The sequence below is a fragment of the Geodermatophilus sp. SYSU D01106 genome, from assembly GCF_054049995.1.
Window position 1 is genome coordinate 125899 of record NZ_JBJGYM010000006.1, and the last position, 14949, is coordinate 140847.

Annotated in this window: 14 protein-coding genes; 1 reads left to right on the plus strand and 13 read right to left on the minus strand. The window is 77.3% G+C overall.

Going from position 1 to position 14949, the window contains the following annotated elements; translation table 11 throughout:
* Nucleotides 1–7: 7 nt before the first annotated feature.
* The 13 genes from ACI78R_RS08845 to ACI78R_RS08905 all read right to left on the minus strand — a co-directional run bounded on the left by ACI78R_RS08845 (nt 8) and on the right by ACI78R_RS08905 (nt 13510).
* The gene (locus tag ACI78R_RS08845) at nt 8–1399 is read right to left on the minus strand and encodes a phosphatase PAP2 family protein (protein ID WP_457040412.1); all 1392 of its coding nucleotides are present in this window, start codon (nt 1397–1399) and stop codon (nt 8–10) included.
* Complete coding sequence (locus ACI78R_RS08850) at nt 1396–2790, minus strand: proton-conducting transporter transmembrane domain-containing protein (RefSeq protein WP_457040413.1); 1395 nt, start codon at nt 2788–2790, stop codon at nt 1396–1398. The genes ACI78R_RS08845 and ACI78R_RS08850 overlap by 4 nt, the downstream gene beginning before the upstream one ends.
* A 2-nt stretch (nt 2791–2792) precedes the next feature.
* The gene (locus tag ACI78R_RS08855) at nt 2793–4283 is read right to left on the minus strand and encodes a complex I subunit 4 family protein (RefSeq protein ID WP_457040414.1); all 1491 of its coding nucleotides are present in this window, start codon (nt 4281–4283) and stop codon (nt 2793–2795) included.
* Entirely contained in the window at nt 4280–6208 is a 1929-nt protein-coding gene (locus tag ACI78R_RS08860; RefSeq protein WP_457040415.1) for a proton-conducting transporter transmembrane domain-containing protein, read from the minus strand. The genes ACI78R_RS08855 and ACI78R_RS08860 overlap by 4 nt, the downstream gene beginning before the upstream one ends.
* A 16-nt stretch (nt 6209–6224) precedes the next feature.
* On the minus strand, nt 6225–6527 hold the full coding sequence (locus ACI78R_RS08865; RefSeq protein ID WP_457040416.1) for an NADH-quinone oxidoreductase subunit NuoK: 303 nt from the start codon (nt 6525–6527) through the stop codon (nt 6225–6227).
* Nucleotides 6524–7090 (minus strand): NADH-quinone oxidoreductase subunit J, encoded by a 567-nt coding sequence (locus ACI78R_RS08870; protein WP_457040417.1) that lies wholly within the window; start codon nt 7088–7090, stop codon nt 6524–6526. The genes ACI78R_RS08865 and ACI78R_RS08870 overlap by 4 nt, the downstream gene beginning before the upstream one ends.
* 12 nt (nt 7091–7102) lie before the next feature.
* Nucleotides 7103–8047 (minus strand): NADH-quinone oxidoreductase subunit H, encoded by a 945-nt coding sequence (locus tag ACI78R_RS08875; protein WP_457040418.1) that lies wholly within the window; start codon nt 8045–8047, stop codon nt 7103–7105.
* The gene (locus tag ACI78R_RS08880; RefSeq protein ID WP_457040419.1) at nt 8044–9147 is read right to left on the minus strand and encodes a hypothetical protein; all 1104 of its coding nucleotides are present in this window, start codon (nt 9145–9147) and stop codon (nt 8044–8046) included. The genes ACI78R_RS08875 and ACI78R_RS08880 overlap by 4 nt, the downstream gene beginning before the upstream one ends.
* Nucleotides 9138–9479, minus strand: coding sequence for an NADH-quinone oxidoreductase subunit A (locus ACI78R_RS08885; RefSeq protein ID WP_454553586.1), 342 nt, complete (start codon nt 9477–9479; stop codon nt 9138–9140). Before ACI78R_RS08885 ends, ACI78R_RS08880 begins: the two co-directional genes overlap by 10 nt.
* Nucleotides 9480–9566: 87 nt before the next feature.
* Nucleotides 9567–10232, minus strand: coding sequence for a hypothetical protein (locus ACI78R_RS08890; RefSeq protein ID WP_457040420.1), 666 nt, complete (start codon nt 10230–10232; stop codon nt 9567–9569).
* Nucleotides 10233–10275: 43 nt separating this feature from the next.
* Nucleotides 10276–10482, minus strand: coding sequence for a hypothetical protein (locus ACI78R_RS08895; RefSeq protein ID WP_457040421.1), 207 nt, complete (start codon nt 10480–10482; stop codon nt 10276–10278).
* Nucleotides 10479–12008: a BCCT family transporter gene (locus ACI78R_RS08900; protein ID WP_457040422.1), complete on the minus strand. Its 1530-nt coding sequence runs from the start codon at nt 12006–12008 to the stop codon at nt 10479–10481. The genes ACI78R_RS08895 and ACI78R_RS08900 overlap by 4 nt, the downstream gene beginning before the upstream one ends.
* Before the next feature lie 173 nt (nt 12009–12181).
* Nucleotides 12182–13510 carry a DUF2254 domain-containing protein gene (locus tag ACI78R_RS08905; protein ID WP_457040423.1) on the minus strand — a complete coding sequence of 443 codons (1329 nt, stop codon included), beginning with the start codon at nt 13508–13510 and terminating at the stop codon, nt 12182–12184.
* Nucleotides 13511–13661: 151 nt separating this feature from the next.
* Between ACI78R_RS08905 and ACI78R_RS08910 the strand changes: the two genes are divergently transcribed.
* Complete coding sequence (locus ACI78R_RS08910) at nt 13662–14855, plus strand: cation:proton antiporter (protein ID WP_457040424.1); 1194 nt, start codon at nt 13662–13664, stop codon at nt 14853–14855.
* The last annotated feature ends 94 nt before the right edge of the window (nt 14856–14949 follow it).

The following is a 14949-nucleotide window of genomic DNA, read 5'->3' on the forward strand; positions in this document are numbered from 1 at the left end:
GCACCCCCTACCCGGTCCGGGGGCGGGCACCACCCTGCGGCCGGAGCAGTACCGCGCAGGCCGCCAGCCAGGAGGCGCCGAGCAGCAGGCCCGCGAGGACGTCCGTGGGGTGGTGCGCGGCCAGGTAGACCCGGGACAGCCCGACGGCCAGCGCGACGACGACCGGGGCGGCGAGCACCGCCCTGTACCAGCCGCCGGCCGTCGCGACCAGCGCCGCGGCCGCGCCGTACACCGCGACGGCGGCGGCGACGTGCCCCGACGGCCAGCTCGCCCCGGTGGGCAGCCCCTCGGTCAGGTCCGCGACCGCCGGCCGGGCCCGGTCCACCACCGCGGTCACGGCCCCGTAGAGCACCACCTCCCCGGCGACGGCGAGGACCACGAACAACGCCGGCCGGCGGCGCCGCGTGACCGCCACGGCCAGCACGGCGGTGACCAGCGCGACCGCCACCACCCCGCGGGTCCCCGACAGCGCGCTGACCGCCTCGGCGACGTCCGTCCGGACGCCCGTGCGCCACTCGGAGACCTCGAGCACCGCCGCCCGGTCGGCCCGCCCGAGCCCGGTGCCGCCGAGCGCGCCGGTGACGAGCAGCCCCAGGCCGGTCAGGACGGCCCAGATGACGGCGGCCGCGGCGGCCAGCCGGACGGCGGTGGCAGCGCCGTCGGGCAGCCAGCGGTCCCGCGCGCTCGCTGCCGCGGGCGGCACGTCCAGCGGGTCCAGCGGCTCGGCGGGCGCCACGCCGCGCTCGTGCTGCCACAGCCGGAACGCAGCCGTGGTGACCGCCAGCCAGCCCGTGCCCAGGGCCCAGCCGGCCAGCACGTCGGAGACGAAGTGGACGCCCAGCGCCAACCGGGTCACGCCGACCGCGGCGACCACCAGCACCGTCGCGGCGACCAGCCGTGCCCGCAGCCGGCGGCGGACGGCGGGCAGGGCGAGCAGCAGCAGGACGCCGTAGGTGACCGCCGCGGTCGCGGCGTGCCCGCTGGGGAAGCTCGCGTTCGACGGGGTGGGCACGACCGGGACGTCGACCACCGGGCGCGCCCGGTCGACGAGCAGCTTGGTGACCGGGACGAGGACGGCCAGGCCGAGCCCCGTCGTCGCGGTGAACAGCGCCGTCCGGCGCCGGTGGCGGACCAGCAGGACGACCGTGGCCAGGGTCAGCAGCAGGACGGCGGTGCCCGTGCCGCCCAGGTCGGTGACCGCGCGCAGCACGCGCAGGAGGGCGGGGGAGTCGCGGACCACCCGGTTGAGCCCGTCGGCCACGCCCTGGTCGACCGCGGCCAGAGGCGCCCAGTCCCGCGAGAGGAGCAGGAGGAGCACGAGGAACGGCACGCTGCCGACGAGGAGCCCGGCCAGGCCCAGGGCGGCACGCGCTCCGAACCGCCGGTCACCCGCGGTCACCGGGCAGGCGTCCCCTCGGCCAGCGGCAGCAGCAGCCCGGCGCCCGCGCCCAGGACCAGCACGGCCGCGGCCCCCGCGACGGCGACGGCCACCCCCGTCCGCCGGAGCCGGCCGCCCGGCCCACCCGATCGGAAGGCCGGGGCGATCCACCGCAGGTAGTAGAAGAGGCTGGCCACGGTGTTCGCGGCCGCGACGGCGACCAGCCAGCCCGCCCCGCCGTCCCAGGTCGCGGTGAACACGGTGAGCTTGCCGGCGAACACCGCCGTCGGCGGCGTGCCGACGAGACCCAGCAGCGCCACGAGCAGCGCGCCGGCCAGCCAGGGCGAGACCGTGGCGAGGCCCCGGGCGTCGGCGAGCGTCCGGCGGTCCGGAGCGGCCGCCACCACCGCGAAGGCCGCGACGTTCGTGACCGCGTACCCGGCGAGGTAGACCAGCAGGGCCGGCAGCGCCCCCGGTGCCGCGCCGGCGACCGCGAGGGGCATGAGCAGGTACCCGACCTGGCTGACCGTCGACCAGCCGAGCAGCCGCCGGGCGTCGTCCTGGGCGAACGCGGCGAGGTTGCCCAGCGTCATCGTCGCCGCGGCCAGCACGGCGACCAGCAGCGGCCAGCCCACGGTGTCGGGCAGCACCGACACCAGCCGGTAGCCGGCCACCAGGGCACCGACCTTGGGCACCGTCGTCAGGAACGCCGCCACCGCCACGCCGGCGCCCTGGGCGGCGTCCGGCACCCAGAAGTGCGCCGGCACGCCGCCGGCCTCGAACAGCAGGCCGGCGAGCACCCCGAGCAGGCCCAGCGCGACGGCGGCGGCCGGCGCGCCGGCCAGGCCGCCCGCCAGGTCGGCGTAGGTGGAGCTGCCACCGACGCCCACGAGGACGACGGCCCCGAGCAGGAGGAGGACGTTGAACAGCGCCCCGAGCAGGTAGGCCTTGAGCACGGCCTCGGCCGCGGCGGGCGACCGCGTCATCCCGATCAGCCCGTACAGCGGGATGCTGGTGAGCAGGAAGGCGACGGCCACGACCAGCAGGTCGCTCGCCCCCGCGAGCACCAGCGCGCCGAGCGCGGAGAGCAGCAGCAGCGCGTGCGTCTCGCTCTCCCGTGGGCGGACCGACGGCTCCCCGGCCGCGAGCACGACGACCATCAGCGTCGCCGCCACCACGGTGAGCCGGGCGATGCCGGTGGCGGCGTCGACGGCGAAGGTCGCCGACCACACCACCCGGGACGGGCCGGCCAGCGCGAGCGCCGCGGCGACCCCGGCCGCGGCCAGGCCCGCGCCGGTGACCGCGCGCGGGAGCCAGCGCGCCCGCGGCAGGAACGACCCGGCGAGCAGCCCGGTCACCGCCGCGACCAGCAGGCAGATCTCCGGCAGCAGGGCGAGCGGGTCCTCGCGCACGGCTACCGGCCCACCAGGCCGACCAGGTCGGCCGAGGCGGGGGCGATGAGGTCCAGCAGCGGCCAGGGCACCAGCCCGAGGAGCAGCGACAGCAGGAGCAGGCCGCCGGCGGCGGCCGTCTCCCTGGGCCGCAGGTCGGCGAAGCCCGCGGAGCGCTCCCCGGCCGGGCCGGTGAACACCTGCTGCAGGGCGCGCAGGAACAGCGCGGCGGTGAGCAGGATGCCCGGCAGCGCGGCGGCCGCGAAGGGCGTGGCGCCGATGCTGCCGGTGAAGACCTGGAACTCGGCGACGAAGCCGCTGAACGCCGGCAGGCCCAGGGAGGCGAAGGCCCCGACGGCGAACAGCGTCGCCAGGCGCGGCGCCGGCCCCGCCAGGCCGCCGTAGTCGGCCATCGCGTAGCTGCCGCGGCGGTCGTGCAGCACGCCGGCGAGGAGGAACAGCGCCCCGGTGACCAGGCCGTGGCTGACCATCTGGGTGACCGCCCCGGTGACGGCCAGCTCGCGGGCCGCGGTGTCCCCGGAGACGACGCCGGCTGCGCCCACGGCCAGCACCACGTACCCCATGTGGTTGACCGACGTGTAGGCGATCATCCGCTTGAGGTCGGTCTGGGCCAGCGCCACCAGCGCGCCCCAGAGCGCCGACACCACGCCGACGGTGACCAGCACCCACGCCCAGTCCTGCCAGGCCTCCGGCAGCAGCGGCACCGCCACCCGCACGAAGCCGTAGGTGCCCATCTTGAGCAGCACCCCGGCCAGCACCGCCGAGCCGATCGCCGGCGCGTCGGTGTGCGCCGGCGGCAGCCAGGTGTGGAACGGCACGGTCGGCGTCTTCACCGCGAGTCCGAGGAGCACGGCGCCCAGCACCAGCCCCCCGGCGACCGGGCTGTCGGCCAGCGGGGCGGCGGCCCGCAGCTCGGGGATGTCGAACGTGTGCGGCTCGGCGCCCAGGTAGAGGCCGATGAAGCCGAGCAACAGCGCCAGGCTGCCGAGGAACGTGTAGAGGAAGAACACCAGCGCCGAGCGGCCGCGCCCGCCGTGGCCCCATCCGGCGATGACGAAGTACATGCCGACGATGGACAGGTCGAAGAAGAGGAAGAACAGGATCAGGTCCTGCGCGGCGAACAGGCCGAGGCACGTGCACTGCAGGAAGAGGAACAGCGCCGCCTGGGTGCGGGGCCGGTGCTCCTCGCGCAGCGCGTACACCGCGCAGGCCGAGAACACGACGGCGGTCAGCGCCACCAGTGGCAGCGACAGCCCGTCGACGCCGACGTGGTAGCTGCTGCCGGCCGAGGGGATCCACCGCAGCCGGGTCTCGAAGGCCAGCCCTCCGTCCGGCGGCGTCTCGTAGCGGGCCACGAGCACGGCGACCAGCGCCAGGTCCGCGGCGGTGAGGACGACCCAGGCCCACCGGGCGAGGCCGTCCGGCACGGGCAGGAGCGCCAGTGCCAGCGCACCGGCGAGCGGGAGGAGGACGACGAGGTCGAGCACGGTCACCCCGCGACGAGGAGGAGGACCAGCGCGGCGCCGAGCGCCGCCCCGGCGAGGACGTAGTACTGCCAGAGCTGACCGGTCTGGCTGCGCCGGGCGAGACCGCCGAGCAGGCGGGCCCCGCCGGCGACGCCCTCGGCGGCGCCGGCGAAGCCGACGTCGTCGGCGAGCGCCGCCCCGCGGGCGGCGGTCCGTGCGCCGGACGCCGTGACGCCGACGGCCCGGTCCAGCCCGCGCTCGGCGCGGCCGGTACCCGCGGCCAGCGGCCCCGCCACGCCGCGGGCGAGCGCGCGCACCCCGCGGTCGAGGACCCGGTCGTCGAGGCGCGCGGCCAGCCCGGCCAGCCGGAGGACGGGCGAGGCGACGAGCCGTCCGGTGGCCCACGGCAGGCCGAGCCAGCCGGCGGCCCAGCCCGGCGCGGGCAGCCGCACCCGCCGGACGGCGAGGACGACGGCGACCGCGAGCAGGCCCGACACCAGCAGCTCGGCGGCGCCCGGCCGGGGCGCCCCGGTCTCGCCGAGGGCGGCCCGCAGCGCCGGGCCGGCGGGAGCGGCCACGAGCACGCCCAGCACCGCCGCGCCGGCCGCCAGCACGACCACCGGACCCGCCTGCACCGCCCTCACCCGCCGCGTGCCGCGCTCCTCGTCGTCGTAGCCGGCCGCGGCGTCGGCCGGGAGCCGGTCCCACAGGACCCACAGCGCCTTCCCGGCGTAGCCGGCGGCCAGCGCGGAGGCGGCCAGGCCGGCCGCGTACAGCGCGGGGGAGACCTCGAGGGCCCGGGCCAGGACGTCGTCCTTCGTGGCCCAGAGCGACAGCGGCGGCACGCCGGCCAGCGCGAGCAGCCCGACCGCGGCCGCGACGCCGACCACCCGGTACCGCCGCGCCGCGCCGCGCAGCGCGGCCAGCCGCCGGGTGCCCAGCGCCGACAGCCAGGCGCCGGCGGCGAGGAACAACCCGGCCTTGGTGGCGGCGTGCGCGACCAGGTGCGCCGTCCCTCCGGCGACCGTGCCCACCCCGGCGGCGAGGACCACGAAGCCCAGCTGCGCGGCGGTGGAGGCGGCCAGCAGCTGCTTGAGATCGCGCTGGGCCAGGGCCACCGCGCCCAGCAGCACCGCGGTGAGCACCCCGGCCCAGGCGGTGACCGGACCGGCCCACGACGTGGCCGCCAGCAGCGGCTCGGTGCGCAGCAGCAGGTAGCCCCCCATCGCGACCATCGCCGCCGAGTGCAGCAGTGCGCTCACCGCGCTCGGACCCTCCATCGCCCGCGACAGCCACGCCGAGAACGGCACCTGCGCCGCCTTGCCGAGCGCAGCGGTGAGCACACCCGCCGCGACGACGGACCGCCACGGCTCCGCGGCGGCGGGCAGGTCGGCCAGCGCCAGCGACCCCCCGCCGGCCAGCGCCGCACCCGCGGCCAGGTACAGGCCGAGGTCGGCGGTGCGGGTGGTGAGGAAGGCGGTGGCCCCGGCCGTGCCCTTGGCCGGGTCCCGCCAGGAGTGCCCGATCAGCGCGTAGGACGTGGCGCCCATGACCTCCCACGCCAGCAGGAGCGTGGGCAGGGTGGTGGCCAGCACGGTGACCGTGACCGCCGCCGCGAACAGCAGCACGAGCCCGGCGAAGCGTGCCCGGCCCTCCCGGACGTCGACGGCGGAGAACACCAGGACCAGCAGGGTGACGGCCGAGACCGCGGGCAGCACCGCACCGGCCAGCGGGTCGACGGCCAGCCCCAGCGGCAGCCCGGGGAGGAACGGCGCGGTGACGGCGGGCCCGGCGAGCGCCGCGGCGACGGCCAGGCCCAGCCCGGCCGCGGCGGTGGCGACCGCGATCCCCGGGGCGGTCCGGCCGCCGGCGCGGGCCGTCGCGGCCAGGCACAGGACGGTGCCGACGACCGCGGGCAGGCCCACGAGGAGCCACGGGAGGGCCGCCGTCACCGGAGGGGTCCCCTGCTCATCCGGACAGGTCCGTGGCCGAGTCGGTCATGTCGTCGGAGCGGGCGCGGTGCACCAGCGAGGCGACGGCGAACCCCATCGCCATCTCCACCGTCATGGCGGTGAGGACGACCAGCAGCAGGACCTGGCCGTCGGGCGTGGGGGAGAGGAACCACCAGAGGGCCCCGGCCGCGAGGACGACCGCGTTGAGCATGAGCTCCAGGCCCATCATCACCATGACGACGACCTGCTGGGAGATCGCGCCGTACAGGCCGACGCTGAACAGCGCCGCCGCCACGAGCAGCACCGTCTCGAGGGTCACCGGCGGGCCTCCGGCCGGTCCCCGGCGCGCCGTCCCGGGTGCGCCGCGAGCCCGGCGGCGGGCGGCCGGTCCCGGTCGCGCCGGGAGACCAGGACCACCGCCGCGACGATCGTGGCGAACAGGACCGCGCTCACGGCCGTCATCACCAGCATGTGCTGACCCATCACGGCCTCGCCGAGCGAGCGGGTGGTGTCGGCGGCGGGCGTGCCGCGGCGGGCGGGCCAGGGGACCAGCAGCACGCCGGCGGCCAGGACGCAGAAGGTGACGACCGCGACGGCGAGGGCCGGGCGCTTGCCGTGCACCATGCTCATCGGCATGAGCGCGGGGTTCATCCCCATGAACATGACCATGTAGACGCCCATGACGGCCATCTCCATGACCATCATCAGGACGGTCACCACGCCCAGGTAGGGCAGGTCCAGCAGCAGGAGCGCCAGGCCGACGGCGACGAACGAGGCCGCCAGGGCGTAGGTGGCCCGGGCCATCGAGTCCACCCGGAACACCGCCACCCCGGCGGCCACGGACACGGCCGCCAGTCCCCAGAACACGACGTCGTCGAGCACCCCGGTCCCCTCTCAGCCCCGCGCCACGGTCACGACGGCGACGACCAGCAACTGCACGAGCGTGAGCGGGAGGACGATCAGCCAGGCCACCGGCGGAAGCCGCTGCGGCCGGACCGCCGGCAGCCGGCGCCGGAGCGCCACGAGCACCGCCAGCACCGCGGCGGTCTTCAGGAGCGTCCACAGCTCCGCGGGCAGCAGCGGGCCGTTGCCGCCGCCGAGGAAGACGGTGGCCGCCACCGCGGAGCCGGCGACCAGCAACGCCCACCGGCCGGCCTGCAGCACCAGCCGGTCGGCGCCGGAGGCCTCGGTGAGCACCCCGCCGGCGAGGTCGGGCCCGGCCGGGCTGCCGAACGGCCCCCACACGGAGAAGGCGGCCACCGAGGCGCAGTGGACGACGAGGGCGACCGGCATCCAGATCCCGAACCACAGGTCCTCCTGCGCGGCCACGAGGTCACCCATTCGCAGGCTGCCGGCGGCCACCGCGGGAGCGGTGAGCGCGAACATCAGCGGCAGCTCGTAGGACAGCGCCAGCGCCAGGAAGCGGTAACCCCCGGTGAGGGAGTAGGCGCTGTTGGGTCCCCACCCGGCCAGCCACACGAACGCCCACACCAGGACGTCCGCGGCGTTGACCCAGGCGACGCCCACCGGCAGGTCGGCCGCCGTCCACGAACCCAGCGGGACGACGACCGCCATGAGCAGCGCGACGACCAGCAGCCCGGCGCGCCCCACCGCCGCCAGCGGGCGGTCGGCGGCCAGCGTGGCGCTGCGCCGCTGACGCAGGAGGCGCGCGGTCTCCTGCCAGGGCACCGCCAGGCCCGCGGCGGCCGGCCGCCCCTCGGCCCGCGCGGCGAGGGCGCCGTCGAGGGCGGCGGCGGCGCAGGCGAGCGCGAGGACGAGCGCGACGACGAGGACGGCGGCGACCGGCGCCCACCCGGCCGCGGCCTCGGTGACGGTCACGGGGCGCCCCGGTCCGCGCCGCTGCGCAGGACCAGCGCCGGCGCGATGCCGGCCGCGGCGACGAGGAGCCGGGCGGCGCCGAGGTCGTGCCCGGCGACGAGCGCGCCGACATGGTCGAGGGGCGTGGCCACGACCGGAGCCGGGGACCGCGCCGCGGCGAGGTCGGACAGCAGGCGCGCGTGCACCCCGGGTGCGTCGCGCAGCGCCCAGCGCAGCAGCCGTCCCCGGGACCGGCGCTGCAGGCGGTCCATCCCCGGGCGCAGGTCGTCCGGGTCGGCGCCGGCGAGGAGGTCGTCGCGCAGCCGGGCCGCTCCGGCCGCCGCATCCGTCATCCCGGCCAGGGCGAGCACGGCGGCGGCCCGGTCGAGCCGGTCCGGCGGCGATCCGGGGACCAGGTCGCCGGCGGGGTCGGGCTCGGCGCCCGCGGGGAGCACCTCGGCCCACGCGGCGCGGACCACCTCGCCGGCCAGCGTGCAGTGCAGCACCAGCCCCGCCGGCCAGGCCGGCAGCACCGGGCCGAGCGGCACGTGCAGGACGTCGAGGTCGAGCTCGTCGGCACCGGGCCCGTCCGCTCCCGGCCCGTCGGGGTCGCCGCCGGCCAGCGGGACCCCGCCCGGCATCGGCATGTCCATCCCGCCCATGTCCATGTCCATGTCGTCCGTGCCCGACATGTCGTCGTCGCCGCCCGAGCCGCTGTCGCCCGTGTCGTCGTCCGTGTCGTCGTCCGGGAGGGCGGGCGGGCCGAGCTCCGCCTCGGGCGGCCGGCCGCGGGCGTCGGCGCCCTGCCGGCCACCGTCGAGCAGCGCGGCCAGCCCGCGGTCGAGCGTGGCGTCCACGTCGCCGGGAGCGGTCACCTCCAGCCGGGTGCGCGGGCCGGGCATCCGCGCCCAGGCGCCGTCGACCGCGGACGCCAGCCGGTCGCCCGGGGAGCCGCAGACCGCCAGCAGGTCGGCGTCGGCCGGGGACCCCGCCTGCCGCCAGCCCCGCCGCCGCACCGCCGCCTCCACCGCGCACCGGGTCAGCCCCCACCCGGGCACCTCGACGACGAGCACCGCGACCCGGCGGCCGGCGGCCGCGGCCAGCCGCCGGCTCAGGGCCACCGCAGCGCACCCTCGCGCCAGGCCCAGACCACGCCGGCCATCAGCAGGCCGAGGAACACGCCCATCTCGACCACCGCGGACACGCCGACCGACGCGACGACGGTCGCCCACGGGTACATGAACAGCATCTCGACGTCGAAGGCGAGGAACAGCAGGCTCATCGGGTACCAGCGGGCCGGGAAGCGGGACAGCGCGTGCTCGGCCGGCGCCCACCCGGACAGCCAGGGCCCCGTGGGCACCGCCGTCGGGGCCACGGCGGAGGCCCGGTGCAGGGCGTACACGGCACCGACCCCCGCCAGGCCGGCGAGGAGCACCAGGGACGCGGCCAGCACCCGACCACCTCCGGACCGTGGGACACCGTCGGGAGCGGCTACCCGGCGAACCGGAGCGGAACCATGACGATCCGGGTCGGCCGGTCGTCAGTGCCGCAGGTCGCGCCGTCGGAGGGCCAGGCACCCCGCCACCGCCAGCACCACCCCGACCGTGACCGTCCCGGCCGCACCGGCGACGTCCCACGGTTCGGCGGGCACGGCGGCGAGGTGGGCGAACGGGGAGAGCGCGCGCACCCCGGACGGCCAGCCGAGCGTGTCGGCGAGGACGAGCAGCAGGTAGCCGCCGACCGCGGGCGCGACCTCCACCGCGAGCGTCGCGGCCGGGGCCAGGCCCAGCTCGGCCGTCGCCGCCCCGAGGCACAGCACCGCCACCGGGACGACCGACAGCGCGCCGGCCAGCGCCTCGCCGAGGCCGAGGCCCGCGCCGACCCGGGCGGCGCCCGCCCAGGACGCGACACCGGCGACGGCGGCCAGCGCGAGCGTCGCCGCGAGCGTCGTCGCCACCTCGGTCACCAGCCACCGCACCCGGCCCACCGGGAGCGCGAACAGCAGCGTCAGCCGGCCGGCCGCCTCGTCCGCCGCTCCGGCCGCCACCCGGCTCGCGGCGAAGGCCCCGAGGGCGAGCGCGAGCAGCGTGTAGAGCGCCGAGACGTGGCCCGGCACCGACCCGAGCTCCGCGAAGCCGGCCTGCGCGGCCAGCCGGGCGAAGGCCGGGTCGTCCCTCAGGAAGTCGGTCATCGTGCTCGCGAGCACGCCGATGAGCCGGTGGGGGACCGCCCGGCCCCGGCGGGCCGTGTCAGGTCCCGCGCACCTGCCGGTCCCGGACACCGGCCGGGCGGCCCGTCCGCGCACGGCGCACCTCCTGCACCGCCAGGACGATCGTCCCGGCGAGGAAGGCCGCGCTCCCCGCCAGGACCAGCGGCTGGCCCTCGAGCAGGCTCGACACCAGGAACACGCAGCTGCCGAGCCCGTAGCAGACGTACGCCAGCAGCCGGCCGCTCACCGGCTCCCGGCCTCCTCGGGCACGGCACCGCCGGCGGCCGGCCCGACGGGGGCCGGTGGTCGCTCCTCGCGCAGCGCCTTCACCAGCGAGGCCAGGATCAACAGCAGGACGACGGCGAAGGGGAAGGCCGCCACGATCGAGGCGGTCTGCACGCCGCCGAGGCCGCCGCTGACCAGGAGCACCGCGGCCGACGCGGCGATCACCAGCCCCCAGACCACGGTGACGCCGCGCGCCGGGTCGCGGCCCTCACGGGTGCTGAGCGACCCGAGGACGAACGTCGCGGAGTCGGCGCTGGTGACGAAGAAGGTGACGATCAGGACCATCGCGCCGATGCCGGCCACCACGCCCCAGGGCAGCGTGTCCAGCAGCGCGAACAGCTGCGACTCGGTGCTCTGCCCGGACAACCCGGCCCCGTCCTGCTCGGCGAGGATCCCGGCGGTCCCGAAGACGGAGAACCACAGGCCGCTGAGCAGCGTCGGCACGGCCAGCACGCCCACCACGAACTCGCGGATCGTGCGGCCGCGGGAGATCCGCGCGATGAACGTGGCCACGAAGGGCGACCAGGAGATCCACCAGGCCCAGTAGAAGACCGTCCAGCCGTTGATCCACTCCGAGCGGGCGGTGTCGAACGGCCCGGTCTGCAGGCTCATCGTCGGCAGCTCGGTGACGTAGCTGCCCAGGGTCGTGGTGAAGGCGCCGACCAGCCGGCCGGTGGGCGCGGTGAGCAGCACGAACAGCAGCAGGCCGGTCGCCAGCACCACGTTGGCCGACGACAGCCACTTGATGCCCCGGTCCAGGCCGGACATCGCCGAGACCAGGAAGAGCACGGTGACGACGGCGACCACCGTCAGCTGTGTCCCGGCGTCGACGTCGATCCCGTCCACCAGCGCGGCCAACCCGCCGTTGACCTGGGCGGCGCCGAGCCCCAGCGAGGTGGCCACGCCGAAGACGGTCGCCACGACGGCGACCACGTCGACGACGGTGCCGAGCCAGCCGTCGACCCGGTTCCCGAGCAGCGGCCGCAGGGCGCCGCTGATCGTGGCCTTCCAGCCGCGGCGGAAGCGCGCGTAGGCCAGCGCCATGGCCAGCACCGCGTACACCGCCCAGGGGTGCAGCCCCCAGTGGAAGAACGAGTAGCGCAGCGCGTCCCGGGCGGCCTGGGTGGTGCCCGGGTCGGCCGTCGGCGGCGCCAGGAAGTGCGACACCGGCTCCGCGACGCCCCAGAACACCAGGCCGATGCCCATGCCGGCGCTGAAGAGCATCGCGAACCAGGCCCCGGTGGAGTACTCCGGCCGCTCGTCGTCACCGCCCAGCCGGACCCGGCCGGAGCGGGAGGCCGCCAAGGCCACCACGGCGACCAGCAGACCGCTGGCGGTCAGCAGGTAGAACCAGCCGAACCGGTCGACGACGAACGCGCGGGTGGCCTCCGCAGCGGCGGCCAGGGACGCGGGAGCCAGGGCTCCCCACGCCACGAACGGCAGGACGACGGCCAGCGCGGCCCAGAAGACGACGGAGACTCTCCGCACGGATCGGACTCCCGGTGCAGGTCGGGGACGGTGGACGATCGGTCGACCGGATGGGTGTCCAGGCCAACCACTCGACGGTAGCCAGCACCCGGCTCCCTGCCATCGTGAGGAGACCCACGGTCCCCGGTCCTGTCCCCGCCGGCAGGGCGAGCGTGGCCACGGTCGCCCGCAGCTCAGACCCGCTCGGTCAGCACCTCCGCCGGCCACACCCCGGCCAGGGCCTCCTCGAGCCGTGCGGCCCACGCCGCCCGCTCCTCGCTGCTCACCCGGGTGCTGTCCGCGGCCAGCTCCACGACGTCGGTGAGGTGTGCGCGCAGTCGCCGGTCGAGCCCGCCGCCGGGCGTCCGGAAGGCCACCTCGCGCAGCAGGGCGGCCATCCGGCGCAGCACCGCGGGCTGCCCGGAGGCGACGGCCAGGGGTTCCTCCACCACCAGGTCGAGCAGCGCGGCCGGCGACCACTGCGGCACCACGGCCCGCAGCACGCCGGCCCCGTCGGTGAGGTGGCGGTCCGCCGGGGAGCGGACCGCGAGGTCGCCGAGCAGGGCGGAGGCGTGCGAGAGGGCGTGCACGGCGGTCGTGGGGTCGTTGATGCCGGGGGAGAGCGCACGGAGGGCGACGTCGACGACCTTGCGCAGTCCGTAGGCGACGTCGCGGTCCGGGGAGCGCTCGAAGCCCAGGTCCACCGCACGGACGACGTCGGCCGCCAGCTCGCCGTCGGTGTCCCCGCTCCGGCCGGCAGGCCAGGCGTGCGCCAGCGGTGTCCCCTCGACGACGGCGTCGCCGACCCGCGGGAGCAGGAGCACCACCGCGCCGTGCCGCCGGGCGGCCTCGACCAGACCCGCCTCGTCGACGCCGACGACGAAGCCGCTCGACGACGACGGCAGCACGCGGCCCGGGCCGGCGGGCAGGGGAGTGTCCGCCGGGCTCCACCCGTCCCCGCCGGAGAGCTCCCGCTCCAGCGTCGCGGTGCCCTCCTCGTGGACGTCGCGGAGCATGGTCTCGACCCGGAGCATCCGGGCGAGGTGACCGAGGAAGAGCAGCAGGGCGACGACGCTCGCGAGGCTCAGCGCGTAGGCCACCGTCACCGACAGGCGCGGGACGAAGGCCGTCTCCCCCGCGGTGGCGTCCTCCGTGCGCACCGTCCGCAGCACCGTCAGGGCGTAGACGAAGGTCGCCGTCAGCGAGGCCAGCGTGAGCTGCACGGCGCGGTCGGTGACGAACGTCTGCAGCAGCCGCGGCGAGTACTGGCTGCTGCCCAGCTGCAGCGCCACGACGGTCAGGGAGAACACCAGTCCGGTCACCGAGATGAGCGAACCGGCCATGGCCGCCAGCACGTCGCGGGCAGCCGCCGGTCCGCCACCGAAGACGAAGGACAGCGGGTGGCCGGAGTCCCGTCGCTCCAGGAGCCCGTCGAGGGCGGGCAGGCCGATGCCCGCGCCCACGGCGAGCAGGACACCGACCGCCGGGATCGGCCAGAGGGCGCCGCGCAGCCGGGCGCGCACCCCCCTCCGTCCCCGTGGGCGGGGCGGTCCGCTGCGTCCGGCCACGGCCCCACCCTGTCCTCCCGGCGGCGCCCGCGCGCGGCGACGGGGGTAGCGCGGGGCGCGGCCGGGCACCGGACCAGCGGCCGCCGTCCGGAGAGAGGAGCCGCCCGTGGTGCTGGTCGCGGTGTTCGCCGTCGCGCTGCTGGTGTCGGTGCTGGTCTCCGGCCTGGCCGCGCGGACCGTGCTGTCGACGACGTTGGTCTTCCTCGTCGCCGGGGCGCTGGTGGGGCCGGGACTGCTCGGCTGGGTGGACGTCGACGCCGGGTCCCCGCTGGTGGGGGAGCTGGCCGACGTCGCCCTGGTCACGGTGCTGTTCACCGACGGCTCCCGGCTGGGCCTGCGCGACCTCGCCCACGCCGGCCGGGCGCCGGTGCGGGCGCTGCTCCTGGGGATGCCGCTGACCATCGTCGGGATCGGCGTCCTGACCGGGCTGCTCACCGACCTGTCCTGGCCGGCGGCCTTCCTCGTCGGGGCGGTGCTGTCGCCCACCGACCCGGTCTTCGCCAGCGCCATCGTCGGCCGCGCCGAGGTGCCGGAGCGGCTGCGCCGGCTGCTCAACGTCGAGAGCGGGCTCAACGACGGGCTGGCCCTGCCGGTGGTCCTGGTGCTGCTCGCGTCGCTGTCGGGCACCGAGGCGCACCCGCTGGAGATCCTCGGGGAGCTGGCGCTCGGCGTCGTCGTCGGCGTGGCCCTGCCGCTGCTCGCCGCCGCGCTCGTCCGGCTGCCGCTGCTGGGCGCCACGCCGCAGCTGCAGCCGCTCGGCCCCCTCGCCGTCGGCGTCCTCACCTACGCCGTCTGCGAGCTCACCGGCGCCAACCCCTACCTCGCGGCCTTCCTGGGCGGCGCCACCGTGGCGACGGTCGCGCCGCGCGCCCGGGAGTCGTTCGGCGAGCTGGGCGAGCAGCTGGCGGAGCTGGCGAAGTTCGCGGCGCTGCTGCTGTTCGGCACGCTGCTGACCCCCCAGCTGTTCGGCGACCTCGGCTGGGGCGGCTACGCCGTCGCCCTGCTCGCGCTGCTGGCGGTGCGGCCGCTGTCCTTCGCTGCCTCGCAGGCCGGCCTGCGCCTCCCGCGGCGCGAGCTGTGGACGGCGGCCTGGTTCGGGCCGAAGGGGTTCGCGTCGGTGGTCTACGGCCTGCTGGTGCTGGGCTCGGGCGACCCGGAGGCCGGTGCGGCGTTCGCGCTGATCGCCGTCTCGGTCGCCTTCTCGATCGTGGCGCACAGCAGCACCGACGTCCCCGTGGCCCGTGCCTTCGACGTCGAGCGGGAGGCGGGCCTGCCCGCGGGTCAGGAACGCGGGAGGTGACGCTCGGACGGGAGCGGACGCCGTCGCCGTGCCGGTCGGCGGACCCGCGACGTGCTCGCCGGCACGGGACCCTGGCGGGTGCTGCGGCTCCAGC